The sequence below is a fragment of the Polyangium fumosum genome (assembly GCF_005144585.1).
Lineage (GTDB): Bacteria > Myxococcota_A > Polyangia > Polyangiales > Polyangiaceae > Polyangium > Polyangium fumosum.
In genome coordinates this window covers 1-14,736 of record NZ_SSMQ01000130.1, presented here as the reverse complement: position 1 = coordinate 14,736, position 14,736 = coordinate 1, and the positions used below count along the sequence as shown (strand labels likewise).

The following is a 14,736-nucleotide window of genomic DNA, read 5'->3' as shown; positions in this document are numbered from 1 at the left end:
TTCGTCGGCCTGTTTGAAAAACTGCGCGGAGCGCAGTTTTTCAACCCTGGGTCCAGCGCCTCGCTGGTCCGGGGTCGAGGGGGCGGACAGCCCCCCGCGGGGTCCGGGGCAGCGCCCCGGCGCGGCGGCGCTCACGGCGTGCTGCGAGAGACGCTCGCCGGGAGGCGGCCGCCGACGGCGCGGCGGAGCTCGGAGACGGCGGTGCGATAGCGGCGTATGAGGGCGAGGAGGCGGAGTTCGACTTTGACGCGTTGGGCGTCGACGGAGAGGGCTTCGATCACGTCGACGTTGCGGGCTTCGAGGGCTCGTTTTGATGCGGATCCTGCTTGCGCGGCGGCGGGGAGTGCGCGGGAGCGGAATGCGGTGACGAGCTCGCGCGAGGCATCGGCTTCGCGCAGGCGGGCGCGTACTTCGCGGGCGACCCGCTCGACCTCGGCGGCGAGCGCGCGCTGCGACGAGTTCTTCGCCGCGCCTGCGGCGGCTGTGCCTGCGCGATTCGTGTCGAAGATGGGCAGCTCCACGCCGGCCTGGAACGTCCAGGCGAGGCCGGTCAGCGTGCCTGGTGTGGGGAGCGTGCCCGGCGTGAATTGGTAGCCGAGCTCGACGAACGAGAACCACGGAAAACGCCGCGCGCGCTCGGCGTATGCGCGGGCGTCGGCTGCGTCGATTCGCGCGCCTGCAATGGCGACCTCGGGCCTGCGCCGGAGTGCCTCTTCGATGAGGGCTTGCTCCGAAGGGAGCGCGGGGGGTGGCCACGCGAGTGGCGGCTCGCCGACGACCTCCACCGAAGCCCCGGGTTCGAGCCCGATGCGATCGAGCAATTCGCCGAGCACCTCGCGCCGGTGCGCCTGTTGCTCGGCGAGGTCGGATTCGGCCTCCACCGCTGCGAGCTCGGCCAGGGTCTCGTCGATGGATGTCGCTTCCGCTGCGGCGACGCGGGTCTTCATTTGCGACGCGAGGGACCTGCGCGCCTCGGCGATGGCGTGGGCCGCGGCGATTTCGGCGTCGATCAAGGCGACGTCGTCGAAGAGCCAGCGGACGTCGGCCTCGATCGTGATGGCCTCGGCTTGCGCCTCGGCCTGCGCTTCCGCCTTCGCTGCGCGTGCCTCTGCGACGTCTGCGTCCACCTCGCCCGGCCTATCCGGCGAAAAACGGAGCGCGGTGCGGATCCGCGGCTCGCCCTCGACGAATTGATCGAGGCGCATCTGCGTGATCCGAAGCTCCGGGTTTTTGTGCTTGTCCGCCGCGGCGACCTCCGCTTCGGCCGTGGTCGCGGAGGCTTCGAGCGCGGCGAGCTGCGCGCTGTTTTTTTTGGCCAGGGCGACTGCGTCTTCCACGGTGAGCACGCGCGGCGCCGCGTCGGACGTGCTCGCCGCGCGCGCGGATGTGCCTCGACGGACGGATTCGTCGCGCCGCACGGTGAGCGCTCCCCGGGGACCGAGGCTCTCGCGATACATGGCAATCGCGCGTTCGGAGCCCGAGAGGTGCAGCGGGGGGGAGCAACCTGCGAGAGCTGGGAGCAGCGCTGCGGGGAGCAGGGCTGCGTACCTTTTCAGCGCGGCCACGGGACCTCCTCGAACGACGGGAGGCTACTGCCCGTGTCGAAGACGACCATGAGCTTGCCCGCCGAGAGCGACGGCGCGATGCCCTCCGGCTTGAGCCCCGGAAACCGTTTGACGAGGTGCGGCGTGAGCGCGCCGGGGGCCGGGGCCTCGACGCGCCAGAGCGCGCCCGCGTCGCCGTCCGCCGTCGAAGGCGTGGACGTGATCACGAGGCTGCCGTCGGGCAAAAACAAAAGATCGGAAATGCCGCCCGGCGTGGGTTTGCCCGCGAGCTCCACGTCGACAGGGACATGCGCCCATAACGAGGCGCCGGCGCCCGCGAGGGGCTTCGACGCGAAGAGCGCGCCGGGCGTGGTGACCTGCCAGATCATGGCATGGCCTTGCGCATCGAGAGGCGCTTTGAGGCCGAAGTACAGGGCGCCTTTTTGGTAGGCGAGCCCCTCGATGTCGAGCGCGCGCGTGCCCTTCGGGAGCCCGAGCGCCGCGGCCTGCGCCGGGTCTGCGTCGAGCAGCTCTGCGAGATGGGCCTCCCCGTCGACGCGGAAGCCTCGCCCGTCCTTCCGGAGGCGCAAGAGCGCCGTCCGCGCGGGCTTGCGTTTTCCTCGCTTGCTGTAGCTCTGCGACGACAGGAGGTAGATCTCGCCCGCGTCGCCGGCGGCGATCGCCTCGACGTCCGAGATCTCGTCAATGCCGTCCACCTGCAAAGGCTCCGGCTCGATCACGCCGTCCTTGGACATGGCAAAGATCCAGGGCGCGCCCTCCGCGTCGTCCCGGCCCGTATCGTCGCTGACGACGAGATAACGCCCTTCGGCCTCCCGCGCGAGGATGCCGGAAGGCTCGAATCGCGACCGTTTCGAGAGCGCGTCCGGGAGCTTCATCGGCAGCACGCTCGCCGGGAGGTTGTTGGCCGTCGCCGCCGGAGGTGCCGGGGGGGAGGCCAGCGGCGCCGGGGCCGGCTCGAAGACGACATCAAACGCTTGCCCCGCGATCACGTCGAGGGGGGCGTCGAGCTCGACCGTGATTTCGCGGCCCCACATGGGGATTTTGGGCGAGACCCAGCAACGCGCGGGCAGCTCCGCGACGAGCGGACCGAGCGCGATGGTTTTTCCTCGCAGCGCGCCGCCCTGCTGCCCTCGAATCCACAATTTCGCGCCGTCGCCCTCGCGCACGCCGAGGGACACGCGCTCCGGGACGCAGGTGACCACGCGCGCGCCCCCGCTCACGACGCTGAGCACCGGATCCCCGGCCACGGCGACCTCGCCGGGCTGCTTCAGGATCGTCGCCACGCGCCCACGCCGCGTCGCGCGGAGCACATACCCCGCGCGCCTTTGCTTCAAGAGCTCGATGCTGCGCTCGGCGAAACGCACGTCCGCGGCGAGTTTGTCCGCCGTCGCCGAGCCTTCCTGCTTCGCTGCTTTGCGCCGCGCCTCGGCCGTCTGGATCTGCTTCGCCAGGAGCTTCAACGTCCGCGGCTTCTCCGCGGCGAGCGCCGCGGCCGCGGCGTGTTGCAGATCGACCTTGGCGAGCTCCTCGAAGACCACCTGTCGGTCCTCCACGAGCTGCTTCACCCGCGCCATTTCGTTATCGAGCACCTTCGCCTCGGCGGACACCTGGAGGTGCTCCTCGCGTTGCCGCGCCGCCTCGCGCTCCAGGGACGCGAGGTCCGTGTCGAGTTTTTGCAGGATCTCGGACTCCGAGGCGCGCACGTCCGCTTCGAGCCGCGTCTTTTCGGCCTCCGCGACGGCGATCTCGGCGTCGATCGCGGACGTGTCGAGCTCCGCGACGATCTGCCCCGGCGTGACCTCGTCGCCGACACGCACGTGGACCGCCGCGACCTTGGCGATTTCGGTCGGCGCGATGGCCTCCGGCGTCGCCTCGGCGAACCCCACGACGTGACCACGCGCGTGGTCGCCGAAGTGGAGCCCCGCCGCGGCGCCGAGCGTGCCCACGAGGCAAAGCCCGGGCGCGAATCGCTGGAGGGCCGATTGCATTCGATGGAGGGTCTTCGTCGATTTCATGGCTACAGATCCAGCGTCGGCTCCTGCAGCAGCAAGGCGACGTCCTGCACCCCTGGAATGGCCTTCAGATTCGAGACGAGCGACGCGCGCAGATCCAGCGCGCGGACGCTGATCTGGTACGCGTGCTCCATCATCGTCCCCTGCGCCGCCTCGCGCAGCGTGACGAGCGCGAAGGATCGGCAATGCGCTCGCAGGATCTTCATGATGGCCTCCTCCGCCTCGGGCCCGGCGGGCGCGGCGAAGCGGAGGAGCCCATCCGGCTGATGGCGCGCGCCATACCCGGTGAAATGAAGGAGCACGAATCCGAACGCGAAGATGATCGTGCCCAGGATCGCCGCGCCGTGCGCCTGGGCGCCGCTCGCCATCCCCACGCCGAGGGCCGCGAAGATGAAGATGATGTCGCGCGGATCCCGGAGCGACGTGCGGAACCGGACCGCCGAGAGCCCCCCCGCCATGCCGATCCCCGCGGCGATGCTGCTGCCCACGGCCAGCATCAACATGCACGTGATCACGCTGCCCATGGCCATTCCGTGCACCGTGGACCGCGAGTACGAGAGGCCGCGGAAGGTCGCCATGTAAACGACCGCGATGGCCTGGCCGAGCCCGAAGGCGAGCAGGAGGGAGACGAGCGCCTTGCGCCATTCGAAAACGTCCCCTTGGGTCAGCGGTTCGAGCCATTCCATCAGCGGTCGTCCCTCATTTGCAATCGTGGGAGAGAGGTCTCAGGAGGTCACGGTCCGAGGTACGTGGCCACGTCCGCCGGCCGCTCCTTCGCGTGGGCGATCACCCCGGCGAGGCCCTCGTCGAACGCGGCATCCGACGCGAGGAACGTGTACCCCGGCTGCTCGCCCTCCGCGCCGACGACGTAGGGCGCGATGAGGTCGTGGGCGGCCTTGAATCGCGCCTCCATGCTCGCCGCCTCGTAGTCCTTCTCGACCGCGAGCGCGACGTAGCCGCGATACGTCTCGAGGTACACCGGATCGTCGAGCAGGTACCGGATGAGCGGCCATTGATCGGTGATCTCGGACATCGCGAGCGACATGGCCTGCCCACCGAACCCTCCGCCCGCCGAGGTGGGGAACGCGAAGCTGTGGTCCCAGGGGATCCACGTGAATTGCGCGTCCTTCTTGGGATCCGCGTACATGTAATAGTTGTGCGGCATGCGGCCGTATTGATCCCAGTCCTCGATCACCGCGTTCAGCGCGAGCCAATGGAGGAACCCATCGACGTCGAGCCGGGCTTCGAGGCCAGCGCGCCAGGCGGCGGCGTCGGTCTTGTCGGCGTGCAGCGCGTCGAAGAGCGCCTGCGCGTCCGAATAATCGGCCTCGTCCTCGTGGTTTTCCTTCCCGAGCGTTTCGGTGTCCCAGGTCTGCCAGCGCGCGGCTGCGCCGTCGGGCTTGTACATGTTGCCTTTGTGGCCGCCGAAATGGGTATCCATGAAGGATTCGTCCGAGGGCAGCTCGATCCCCGTGTAGAGCCCGAAATACTTCGAGCCCTCGCCGTGATCGATGAACACCCGATAAAACGCCGTCGCGGGCGCCGGGATCCCCGCGTTCACGAAGACCTCGGTGCCGATCTTGTCGCGCAAGAGCGACGCATCGCCCGCGTTGTTCGAGAAGCTCAGCGCGTCGAACCCGTAGAACCGCTGGTTCTTCGTCTCCGGATACGTGTCCTCGTACTTGTCCCAGTTGAAACGCAGCGGCAGCTTCCACACGCCCTGCTGCCAGGACATGGCCAGGCTCGAATTGCCCTTGAAGCGGATCCCGACGTGCTGCCAGCTCCGATCCTCGGTCTTGACGTCACACTCGACGTAGATGGGCGTGCGGGGGAGCAGATCGACGCCACCGTCGCCGCCCGGTCCGCCCGGCCCGCCGGGGCCGCCGGGGCCGCCGGCCGGGAAGCAAAGCAGGCTGCCCATCGCATCCGTGCACGTCCCCTGGGACTCGACGCCATTGAGCGTGACCGTGCACGCATCCCCGGCCGCGAGGCCATTGCAAGCCTCGGCGAGCTCCGGCGGGGGCCCACCGCCGCCGCCGGGCCCGCCCGGCCCGCCCATGCCCATGCCTTCGCCGAACGTGCCGAGCATGTCGGTCATGTCGGCGATCATCGCCTGCCAGCTCTCGGGCGAAATGGTGATGTCGATACGAGGCACCCGATCTTGCGGGAAGGCGGCCGCGTAATCGGGATCCTCCGATCCGCTGCCGCCCTCGCCGCCGCTTCCGCCGCCGCCCTCGCCGGCGCTGCCTCCCACGCCGCCGCTGCCGCCCGCGCCTGCGCCCGTCTCGGCGCTGGGATCACTCGTGCCGCACCCCTGGATCACAAGGGCCGAAAGCGCCGCGAACGGAAAAACACAATGCAGAAACCGCATTCTCATCGTCACTCCCCAAGTTCAAGGTTCGAGTCGACTTTATGTCGAGACTGCGGCGCTGGTGTTACAGGATCGTGTGCGATTGTTAAGCGAGCGAATCTCGCGGGCGTCGGGAACGTCGCCGCCCGCTCACTCGCTCCCGCGGCCGGGGTAGGGACGTGCTTGCTTGATGTAGAGCGTGGGCGTCTGGCCAGGGGCGGCCTCGTCGTCGAACTTGAATTCGATGTCCATCGCGTACCAGCCCTTGTTCCCCGCGGCCGGCCCATACGCGGGGGAGAAGCGCGCATGGATGGCGTCGAGGGCCACGCCGAGCGAATGGATCTGCGCCGTCGTGAGGACACGCTCGCCCTCCGCGAGCAAGCTCGAATGCGTCAGGTACGTGATCGGCTGGTTCGGCTGCGTGAAGTAGTAGAGGAACTGATCGCTGGTCACGCCGGGCGGCGGGGCCACGACCTCCACGTCGCCGCCGTACTGGACGTTCACGTAAAACGCGGGATCGACCCCCGCCTCGTCGAACGGATTCGCCGTGACGGCCACGCCGTTCGCCTCCTCGTCCGGGAAGTTGTGGTGCACGAGCAGGGCCATCCCGATCGATTTGTGGTCGATGCCGTAATAGCTGCGCTCCTCGAACGTGCGGAAGAGCCAGGCGCTCGCGTAGGTCTCGCGGATGGCTTCGAGCACGTCGGGCCAGTCCGTGGGGTCGCCCGTGTGCGACTCGTAGCAGCCGGCGCAGGGGAACCCTTCGAGATCCTCGCTGTTCGTGCTCGTGCGGAAGCGCATCTTGTGCGTCCCGTATTCGGCCGCGATCTTGTCCTTCAGCAACGCCTGGAACGCGGCGTCGACGGGCGCCGCCTCCATCGCGTCGCGCAGGGCCTCGAGCTTCTGATCCCGGACGGCCGCGTCGGCCTGGAACGTCGGATCCGCGAGCAGCGCGTCGATCTGGTCGTAGAACCCGTTCTGCTTCATGAACTGGTCGTAGTAATAGACCGGGATCGCGAAGGCCTTCTGGATCGGTACGTTCTCGGTCCGCGTGAGGATCGAGTAATGCGCCGCCTTTCCGCCGAACGCGAGCACCGATTGTTTGATCGCGTCGCGCAACGAGGCGCCGGACGCCGGCTCGGGCGTCACGTCCTCGAGGTCCCACAGGCCCGTGACCGAGAGATCGAGCGTCGGGAGCACGACGGGATCGGGCTTGTGCTCGTCCCAGTACGCCTGCGCCTCTTCGAGCGTGACCTCGCGGACGCTCCACGTGGAGGCGCCCACCGTGAGTTCGATCAAGTTGCCTTCGAGGGCCCGCAGCGCGGGGTTCGTCATGGCATGGCGCAGCCCCATGTTCGGCGTGCCTCGATTCTGCGAGAGCACATTGACGTGCGAGAGCGGCGTCTGGAACTCCTCCGTGATGAGGCCCTGGATGACCGAGATATCGTTCGGCGCCTCGTCGAGGACCACGATGTCCTCGTGGGAGACGTATTCGTCCTCCAGATCCGCGGCCTTCAGGAAGCGGAGCCGCCCCATGGACGAGCCGAGCGAGAGGGGCTGGTAATCGATGGCCGCATAAAGCTCGTCCGTGGTCTTCACGGGGACGTCGTCGCCGAGTTTGTCGGCCTCCACGGAAACCGCGTCCGACGTCGGGTGGAAGAACAGGCTCCCGCCGAAATACGCGGACGCCGCCACCTTCTTGTAGAGCGTCGTGATCATGGCCGCCGACGCCGTGTCGTACGGGGCGATCTCGAGCGCCCAGACCTTCGGGCCCTCGTAGTAGGTCACGGCGCCGAGCACGAAGCGGCGGTCGGGCGTGTAATACTCGGTCGTGTTGAAGCTCGACAGCTCGGGCACGAGCGGGAGGTCCTTGCCCGAGAGGTGCTTCGAGGCGAACTCGTAATGGATCTTGTAGAGGACGCTGTTCTGGAAGTAGAGCGCATTGCCGTCGGCCTGATCCAGGACGACCTTGACCGAGCGCGCGCCCGGCAGATCGGCGCGGAGGGGCTCCGAGGCGAGAGCTTGAAAGTCCCCGTTGCAGCCGATCGTCTGCAAGAAGTCTGGGGATTCGCTGCCGCTCGGGAGCTGGCATTCGAAGACAGGGCCGGCGGGCGCCGCCGTGTCGCTGCATGCCATCGGCATCGCGGCGATGGACAAAACGAGGCCCAGCGCCGTGACGGCGCGTTTGTGCAAGGACATGATTTCCTCCAAAGAAAGCCGAAGTCGAGCCGACCGCGTTCAGGGGACCAGCGAGAAGCAATAAAACCCGCCGTAGCCGCCGCCGGAGCCCACCGTGACCGAGCCCGGCAGCGGTCCGCCCATTTCGATGAGGTTCACGCCCGGCGCGCAGCCGGACTCATTGAGCGAGGACATCCAGTTCGCGGCGCTTCCATCCCCGCCGCCCGGTCCGCCGCCGCCGCCGCCGCCGAACCGCGGCCACGAGTGCCCCACGCGCGGACGGCCTTCGCTCGCCAGATCCCCGAGGTTGCTCGTCCAGTCCTTGCACGTCGCGGTCGCGCTGAAGAGCGCGCCCTCGTCGTTCGTCCCGGTGAGCATGTCGTGGTTGTCGACCTGCCCCTGGTTCGGATCCGGCTGGTGGTTCGGGACGCCGTCCTCGTTCGGGAAATCATTGATGATGGCCGCGTCGGCCCCCGCGGGGCGCTCCTTCAGGAGATCGGTCTTGTTCGCCGCGAGCAATCGCCCGAGCCGGTCGTACCAGGGGCCTTCCCCAATGCGATCCCGCGCGTTGACCTGCTGGCCGTCCTCGCCGGCCGTGGCGCTCAAGAAGGCGCGCCAAGGCTTTTGCCCCGCGCCCGGCATGCTCGTTTCGGCGATCGTCGCGCAGATCTTGTCCGCGCCGCGCAGCCCCGCGCCCGCGCCCGTCTCGCCAAAACGAAGGTCTCCGCCAAACCCTTCCGGATTGCCCGAGAGCTCCTGCAAAGCACGGAGGCTCGTCACGAAAAAGCTGAATTTTTCCGTCGTGCCGCCGCCGCCGGCGCCCGCTTCGCCGCCGCTCCCGCCATGGCCGCCCCCATTGCCGCCGGCGCCTTCGCCGCCCGCGCCGCCCGCGCCGGCCGAGCCGCCGCTTCCCCCCGACGCGGAGGACGAGCTGCTCCCGGAGCCGCCGTTGCCGAGCCCGAGGTCCCCATTGCTGCTACCGCAACCCACGACAAACGAGAGCACCGCGCCGCCCAAGAGGGGCAGCGCCCATCGGTGTGCGTTCATGACAAGCTCCTTTCTAGAGCCCGCTGGGTTCGTCCCAGCTCCTTGCCTCGGATGCACGGCACCCGGAGGAAATTCATTTCATTTGCAGGTGAGATCCGCCTGGCAGACCTGACCGTTCGGGCAATCGACGTCGCTGAAGCAGGACGTGAGCCCCGGGATCTGCACAGCCTCTTCGAGCGACGAGGAGACGACGAGGTCGATGCGCCCCTCCTTGATGGTCGTCCCGCCCGTGGTCTTTCGAGCGACGACAATCGAAGGGAACCCCGCGACGCCGAGGTCGAGGAGTTTTCCCACGAGCGCCGCTGAAATCTCCAGGGAGCCCGTGTCGTCCGCGTCGCACTCGATCATGCCCTTCGTGCCGCCGTGGTGGCTGATGTCGAGTTTTACGTACATGCGGCTGCTGCCGGCTTTCACGGGCGGGGTCCAGGCGAGCGTGATGGGTTTGCCCGATTCGAGCGTGAGCGTCTCGCCGGCGAGCACGAGCGGGGCGATGCCAGTGCCTTCGAGCGTGAAGGCGCTGTAATAATCGCCGCTCGCCTGGAACGTGAGCACCTCCCCCTCGGCAAACGCAGGGAAGGGGAGTTTTACGCTGGCAGGCGGCTGATAGGCGTTCACCACGGGATCCATGCTGAAGCCATCCTCGCCCGATTCGGTGTGCAGGCCCTTGACCGTGATTTTGCCCGCGCTGTGCGCGAGCGGATACTCCTTGCAGGTCTCGTCCTCCACGCAGGCGGCGCTGCCCCCGCAAGGCGTGCTGCAAAAAGGGACCCGCGGCGTGGAGAGCTTGCAGGCGCCCTCCTTAATGGCTTCCTCCCAGATGATCTGCGAGGGCGTGGGGCCGTCGTACACCTTGCCGAGCACCGCCGTGCTTCCGGGAATCGCCGGCGAATTCTCGCTCGCGGGGACCGGCGGGACGAGGCGCACCTGGAACGATCCGACAAGAATGGAGGAATCACCGGGCTCGGCGTCCGGCGGCCCGCCGCCTCCGCCGCCCTGGCCGCCGCTCCCATCCGGGGTTTCGCCGGAGGACGAACAAGCGAGGAGGGGCAACCAAACAAGCCCGGCGAGGGCACCGGCGGCCCGCCGTATGGGAGTTTTCTTCCGCGGATCTCGTCGTAAGCCCGGCCAAAGCGTCGTCATGTGACGACCCTGCGCCAATCTGGTAAACGTGTTGTTGTGTTCGCGTTAGCGACTGTTAACGCGTCACGTGGTCACAGCAGTGCCCAGTGCATTGGTTCTTCTCGAAGCCGTCGCGCCGGGTCGCTGCCCGGCGGGGCCTGGGGCGACACCCCCGCGCGGCGGCCTCCCTTCGACGAGGGCCTTTGCGGTCCCTCTTGCGTTTTCCGGCTCACCGGCTGTACCGTCAGCGCTCATGAGATACCTCTCCCTCGCGGCCCTCAAGGTCGCGTTTGCCAACCTGTTCGGGGAACGTCATGCGGCGCTGGTCCTTTCGGGCGCGGGCAAGACGTATGAGCCTATTCTTCTCGCGAAGAAGCAGCAGATCGACACGCTCCCGGGCGCCCTGACGGGGGGCAAGCCGCTCGCCGAGGCGATCGCGGAGGCCGACGACCTGCACGACGGTTTCGGCGCGGCGATCTGGCACCTCACGGAGGCCTATGGGCGCTGGCCCAAGGCCCCGCCGCACGTGCGGGCCGCGATCGAGCGGGTGCGGGCGGCGTTCATTCCGCAGCTCGACGATCTCCAGGCGACGTACGTGAAGGAGGTCCACGCCGCGATCGAGAACCGGAAGCGGCTCGAGTCCCTGAAGGCAGATTTGCAGCTCATTCCCGTCGCCGATGGGCGCACGCTCCTCGATTGGGTGGAAGGGTACGTGGGGGCCGCCGAGCAAATCGGCGCGCTGCTCAGCCAGCGGGCCGACGCGGACACAGGCGCGCGGCGCGACGCCGGTCGAATCCGCACGGCGACCCTGGCGGTGCTCGGCCGCTTCCGGGGCGCGCTCGGAGACGAGATCGCCGTGAACCCGGCCCTGCCGAGGGACCTGGACGCGCAGGTCTTTGGCTTCATCGACCAGCTCGGCCAGATGCGCGCAGACGCGCTCGCGAGCAAACACGCCTCCACAGCCGAGCCCGCTCCAGAAGGCACGCCCTGACGATCCCCGTCGGGTCCGAGCGATCGCACATCGGAGGGATGAAGATGACCTCCGGGGCCGATCGATCGGACGTCGGGGAGCATGGCGACCACCCCCGCGTGCGATCGATCGGGCGTCGGGGTGGTCGCCGTCATGGCGCAGGTACGATGGCTCGCACGTCGGGAAGGACGAGGTCACGCCGGCATGCGAGCGGTGGGACGCTGGGAGGATGGCGTTCAGGACCGATGCCCGATTGAGCGTGCTTCGGAGGGAAGGTCATCCTGGGGGTGTGCGATCGATCGGGGGGCGGGGGGATGCTCCGATCAGCGATTTCTCTGCGACACGGGGCAACGGCATTCGTTCGCGTCGTGCAGGTCGATCCCCGCCTCGCCGCGCCACCTCGACCCGAGCAGCAACACGCCACACCACAATGATTGATCCGCCGGCAGGCGCGTGATAAACGCCGCAGCGTCAAGGGGCTGACGCGTGTCTCGTCGAGCCCTGCAACCCTTTGGTGAACCGATGAAACACACCATCTCGACGCGGAGGACCGGGCTCCTCGGGCCGCTCTTCCTTTTGCTCGCGTGTGCAGGGCAGCTCGGCTGCGGAGCGCTGGTCGCCGCCATGACGGACTCCAATGGCGCGGATACGGACGAGGGCAAGGCGTGGCGCGCGGACTTCGCGAAGATGTACAATGCCACCGTCGAGGCGTCGAAGAAGGACTTCGACTCGATGGAGGCGTACTTCAATGCCCTCGTCACGGCGCAGGCCTGCTCCGATGCCAGCCACGGGACCTTCGAGGAGGGGTGGACCGTCGATACGGTCGAGGGGCCCCTGAAGGTCGAGGACGCCGAGCAGAAATGCGGGAAGATGCGGGATGCCATCCGCAAGAAGGGCACGACCGAGGAGGCGTGCGGATATGCCTCGCTCTACGTGCGCGCCGGCGAGCAATACCCCGGGACGGAGTGGACCACGACCCTCATGCCCCTCCGGAACATCGGCAGCATGTCCGCGCAGCGATTCGACGGCGCACGCCAGATCGTCCCCTGTGACCGCATGCCCGCGAAGGGGAACAAGCCCGCGCCCATCTGGAAAAAGGACCACATCGAGAAGGCCGAGTGGATCTGCGAGAAGGGCTCGATCATCGTGTACGATTCGACCGATTGGGAGATCGAGACCAACACGCAGGACGGCCAGCAGTATCTCGTCCGTCACCTCGACGGCGTCTGCTGGTATCCGAAAGCGCCCGTCGGCGAGGCGTTCGACGTGCCCCCGCCTTGCCGAGACGACGGGACCCCGCCGAACAACGAGACCTTTAGCTGTCTCACGAAGGCGGGGAAGCTCGTCCTCAAGTGATTACTTCGTAAAGTCGCAGCTCCCGCCCGCGCAGCCCTCGGGCACGGTGATCTTCGGCGCGCCGGCCCAGACCGATTTCAGGTACGTCGTGATCTGCTGGCGCGCCGCGTCCCCGGCCGGGCCGCCCGTCGCGGCGAAGCCGTGGATGTCGTACGCGTCCTTGTCCGCCGTCCTGTATTGCGTGAGGCCGCTCTTGCCGACGATCTCGGAGGACGTCTCGACGCCGAGGATCGGGCTCAAGACCGCGCCGACCTGGCCCGCGCCGACCGCGACCGAGAGCAAAGCGGTGCCCTCGTTCGGCAGGATCGGGTCGCCCATGCTCTCCTGGATCAAGTAAGCCGTCGGCTCCTCCGGCATACGATCCGCCCAGCTCGATCCGTCGACCTCGTCCCAGTTCGATTGGCTGAGCGCGAGCGCAAACCCGACGTCGAGGTCGCCGCCGTACGTCGTGCGGAGCAGGCCTCGGACCGTGGAGTACACGTTCGAGCCAGGGATGAAATGGGTCCAGCCGGCGCCGGGGACGTTGAGGACGCCATAATGCATGTCGGGGTCGGCCGAGGCATACACGAGGCCGAGGGTGCCGCCGAGGGAGCCGCCGGCCCAGACCGGGATGCTGCTGTCAGGCTGGCGGCCCATGAGCGGGTTCGCCCCGCCGTCGAAGGTGGGGCCCGAGAGCAGCTCGCCGAGCGTCGTCTTCATCGCCGCCTGCACGGCCGCGCCGTCGGCGATGGCCTGCATGAGGCGCGCCGTGGAGCGGTGCGTGGCCTCGGCCATACGCGTCATCCCGACGAACGTCTCGATGACGTCGTCGCCCGTCCAGCCGTCGAAGCGAATGCCAACCTTGCCCGTGCCATTCTGGCCAAGCTCCTGGTCGAACGAGCTGTCGTCGACGTCGCCGCCCATGCCGTGGCCGAACATGACGAATCGGTAGTTGCCGCTGCCCGCCGGGACCATGACGCGGAAAGGCGCCTCGTGTGTGCCCTCGGCGACGACATTGCCGGCCTCGTCGACCCTGAGATCACGGTCGTCTTCGAGGAACGAAGGGAGCCCGACGAGCCGGCCGCGCACGACGGCCGCGATGGCCGCATTCGGCTCCCAGGCGACAGCGTCGATTTCGACGGTGACCTTGCCCTGGGCGACGGCCTCGATGGCGCCCTCGCGCATGGCCGTGAGGCGCTTCGTGGCGTCGTCGCCGGAGCGGGTCGTGAAATCGAAGACACGAAGGACACGCGCCGGATCGATGCCCGCCTCCGCGAGGAGTTTTCGGGTGGGCGCGTGGTAAGCGCGCAGGTCGGCCTCGGCCTGCGAGGCCGGGGTGGCGAGGCCAAGCGCGACCTGGGTCTGGTGCGTCGGCGCAATGGAGGCGCCGTCTTCCATTTTGAGGTCGTCGAGGACGACGGCCACGTAATCGGCGCCGGGTTCGAGGGGGCGCAAGGGGTAACCAAGGAGGAGCGTCTCGGTGGCCGGATCCTCGCCCGGAATCGTGGAGAGGCGCACGGGGACGGTCTCGCCGCGGCGCGCATGGTCGTGCTGCGCGAGGAGGAGGCGGACGGGGCCCTCGGTGGCGGAGGCCGCAGCGGGCAGGACGACGGGACCGGCGAAGCCCACGGCGAGCGGAGTCACGCGGGAAAAACCGTCGGCGAGGGCGAGGGAGCGGGGGTCGTCGTCGACGGGGAGGCTCTCGGCCTCGACGTGGAGGCGGACGCCAGTGGCCGTGGAGGCGTCCTTGGCGAGCTGGGCACTGGACGGCCAGGGCAAGAGGCAACGGAGTTCATCCGGGTCGCCACACGGAGCCGTGAGGGGCGCGCGAGCCCCCTCAGCACGGTCAGGCGCGGTGAAGACGGGCATGTCCTCGTCCCCGCCACAACCAGCGAGGGGAAGGGCGAGGGCGAAGGCGAAGAGCAAGCGCGGCGCACGAGCGCCAAGGGAATGAATGGGCATGGCGAGACCACCCTAACGGAGCGGTCAAGCCCAAGACAACAGGTGGATTTTCGCAGCAGGAGCGGCGCAGAGCTGGGGCTTTGCCCCAGGCCCCAGGAGGGGGCTGTCCGCCCCCTCCACCCCGGACCAGCCAGGGGCTGGACCCAAGCTCGATGAACTGCGCGATGCGCAGTTCATCGAACAGCCAGGGGCAAGACC

General features: G+C 68.4%; 10 protein-coding genes. 2 read left to right on the top strand and 8 right to left on the bottom strand.

Features of this window, described 5'->3' with window-relative positions:
- Window positions 1–131: 131 nt before the first annotated feature.
- From E8A74_RS50140 to E8A74_RS50110, 7 genes are all read right to left on the bottom strand, one after another.
- On the bottom strand, window positions 132–1,457 hold the full coding sequence (locus E8A74_RS50140; protein ID WP_136936312.1) for a TolC family protein: 1,326 nt from the start codon (window positions 1,455–1,457) through the stop codon (window positions 132–134).
- Between the two features lie 95 nt (window positions 1,458–1,552).
- The gene (locus tag E8A74_RS50135; RefSeq protein WP_136936311.1) at window positions 1,553–3,580 is read right to left on the bottom strand and encodes a biotin/lipoyl-binding protein; all 2,028 of its coding nucleotides are present in this window, start codon (window positions 3,578–3,580) and stop codon (window positions 1,553–1,555) included.
- A 2-nt stretch (window positions 3,581–3,582) separates the two neighbouring features.
- Window positions 3,583–4,263 (bottom strand): DUF4956 domain-containing protein, encoded by a 681-nt coding sequence (locus E8A74_RS50130; protein ID WP_170229995.1) that lies wholly within the window; start codon window positions 4,261–4,263, stop codon window positions 3,583–3,585.
- Between the two features lie 47 nt (window positions 4,264–4,310).
- Window positions 4,311–5,954, bottom strand: a complete 1,644-nt coding sequence (locus E8A74_RS50125) for a CotH kinase family protein (protein WP_136936309.1) — start codon at window positions 5,952–5,954, stop codon at window positions 4,311–4,313.
- A gap of 123 nt (window positions 5,955–6,077) precedes the next feature.
- The gene (locus E8A74_RS50120; protein ID WP_136936308.1) at window positions 6,078–8,126 is read right to left on the bottom strand and encodes a PEP/pyruvate-binding domain-containing protein; all 2,049 of its coding nucleotides are present in this window, start codon (window positions 8,124–8,126) and stop codon (window positions 6,078–6,080) included.
- Window positions 8,127–8,165: 39 nt separating this feature from the next.
- On the bottom strand, window positions 8,166–9,152 hold the full coding sequence (locus E8A74_RS50115; protein ID WP_232380103.1) for a hypothetical protein: 987 nt from the start codon (window positions 9,150–9,152) through the stop codon (window positions 8,166–8,168).
- A 78-nt stretch (window positions 9,153–9,230) separates the two neighbouring features.
- Window positions 9,231–10,202, bottom strand: coding sequence for a hypothetical protein (locus E8A74_RS50110; RefSeq protein WP_232380102.1), 972 nt, complete (start codon window positions 10,200–10,202; stop codon window positions 9,231–9,233).
- A gap of 322 nt (window positions 10,203–10,524) precedes the next feature.
- Here E8A74_RS50110 and E8A74_RS50105 point away from each other — a divergent pair, with 322 nt between their 5' ends.
- Together E8A74_RS50105 and E8A74_RS50100 are read left to right on the top strand one after the other, a co-directional pair.
- Window positions 10,525–11,262: a hypothetical protein gene (locus E8A74_RS50105; protein ID WP_136936307.1), complete on the top strand. Its 738-nt coding sequence runs from the start codon at window positions 10,525–10,527 to the stop codon at window positions 11,260–11,262.
- Window positions 11,263–11,763: 501 nt separating this feature from the next.
- A complete protein-coding gene (locus tag E8A74_RS50100; protein WP_136936306.1) occupies window positions 11,764–12,597 on the top strand; it encodes a hypothetical protein in 834 nt (277 codons plus the stop codon).
- On the opposite strand, the gene E8A74_RS50095 is transcribed toward E8A74_RS50100, so the two are convergent.
- The gene (locus E8A74_RS50095) at window positions 12,598–14,538 is read right to left on the bottom strand and encodes a hypothetical protein (RefSeq protein WP_136936305.1); all 1,941 of its coding nucleotides are present in this window, start codon (window positions 14,536–14,538) and stop codon (window positions 12,598–12,600) included. It lies immediately after the preceding gene.
- Between the last annotated feature and the right edge of the window lie 198 nt (window positions 14,539–14,736).

Excerpts from the sequence above, each read along its gene's own strand:
- E8A74_RS50140 (WP_136936312.1), bottom strand. The coding sequence starts at position 1,457 with ATGTATCGCGAGAGCCTCGGTCCCCGGGGAGCGCTCACCGTGCGGCGC.
- E8A74_RS50135 (WP_136936311.1), bottom strand. The coding sequence starts at position 3,580 with ATGAAATCGACGAAGACCCTCCATCGAATGCAATCGGCCCTCCAGCGA.
- E8A74_RS50130 (WP_170229995.1), bottom strand. The coding sequence starts at position 4,263 with ATGGAATGGCTCGAACCGCTGACCCAAGGGGACGTTTTCGAATGGCGC.
- E8A74_RS50125 (WP_136936309.1), bottom strand. The coding sequence starts at position 5,954 with ATGAGAATGCGGTTTCTGCATTGTGTTTTTCCGTTCGCGGCGCTTTCG.
- E8A74_RS50120 (WP_136936308.1), bottom strand. The coding sequence starts at position 8,126 with ATGTCCTTGCACAAACGCGCCGTCACGGCGCTGGGCCTCGTTTTGTCC.
- E8A74_RS50115 (WP_232380103.1), bottom strand. The coding sequence starts at position 9,152 with ATGAACGCACACCGATGGGCGCTGCCCCTCTTGGGCGGCGCGGTGCTC.
- E8A74_RS50105 (WP_136936307.1), top strand. The coding sequence starts at position 10,525 with ATGAGATACCTCTCCCTCGCGGCCCTCAAGGTCGCGTTTGCCAACCTG.
- E8A74_RS50100 (WP_136936306.1), top strand. The coding sequence starts at position 11,764 with ATGAAACACACCATCTCGACGCGGAGGACCGGGCTCCTCGGGCCGCTC.
- E8A74_RS50095 (WP_136936305.1), bottom strand. The coding sequence starts at position 14,538 with ATGCCCATTCATTCCCTTGGCGCTCGTGCGCCGCGCTTGCTCTTCGCC.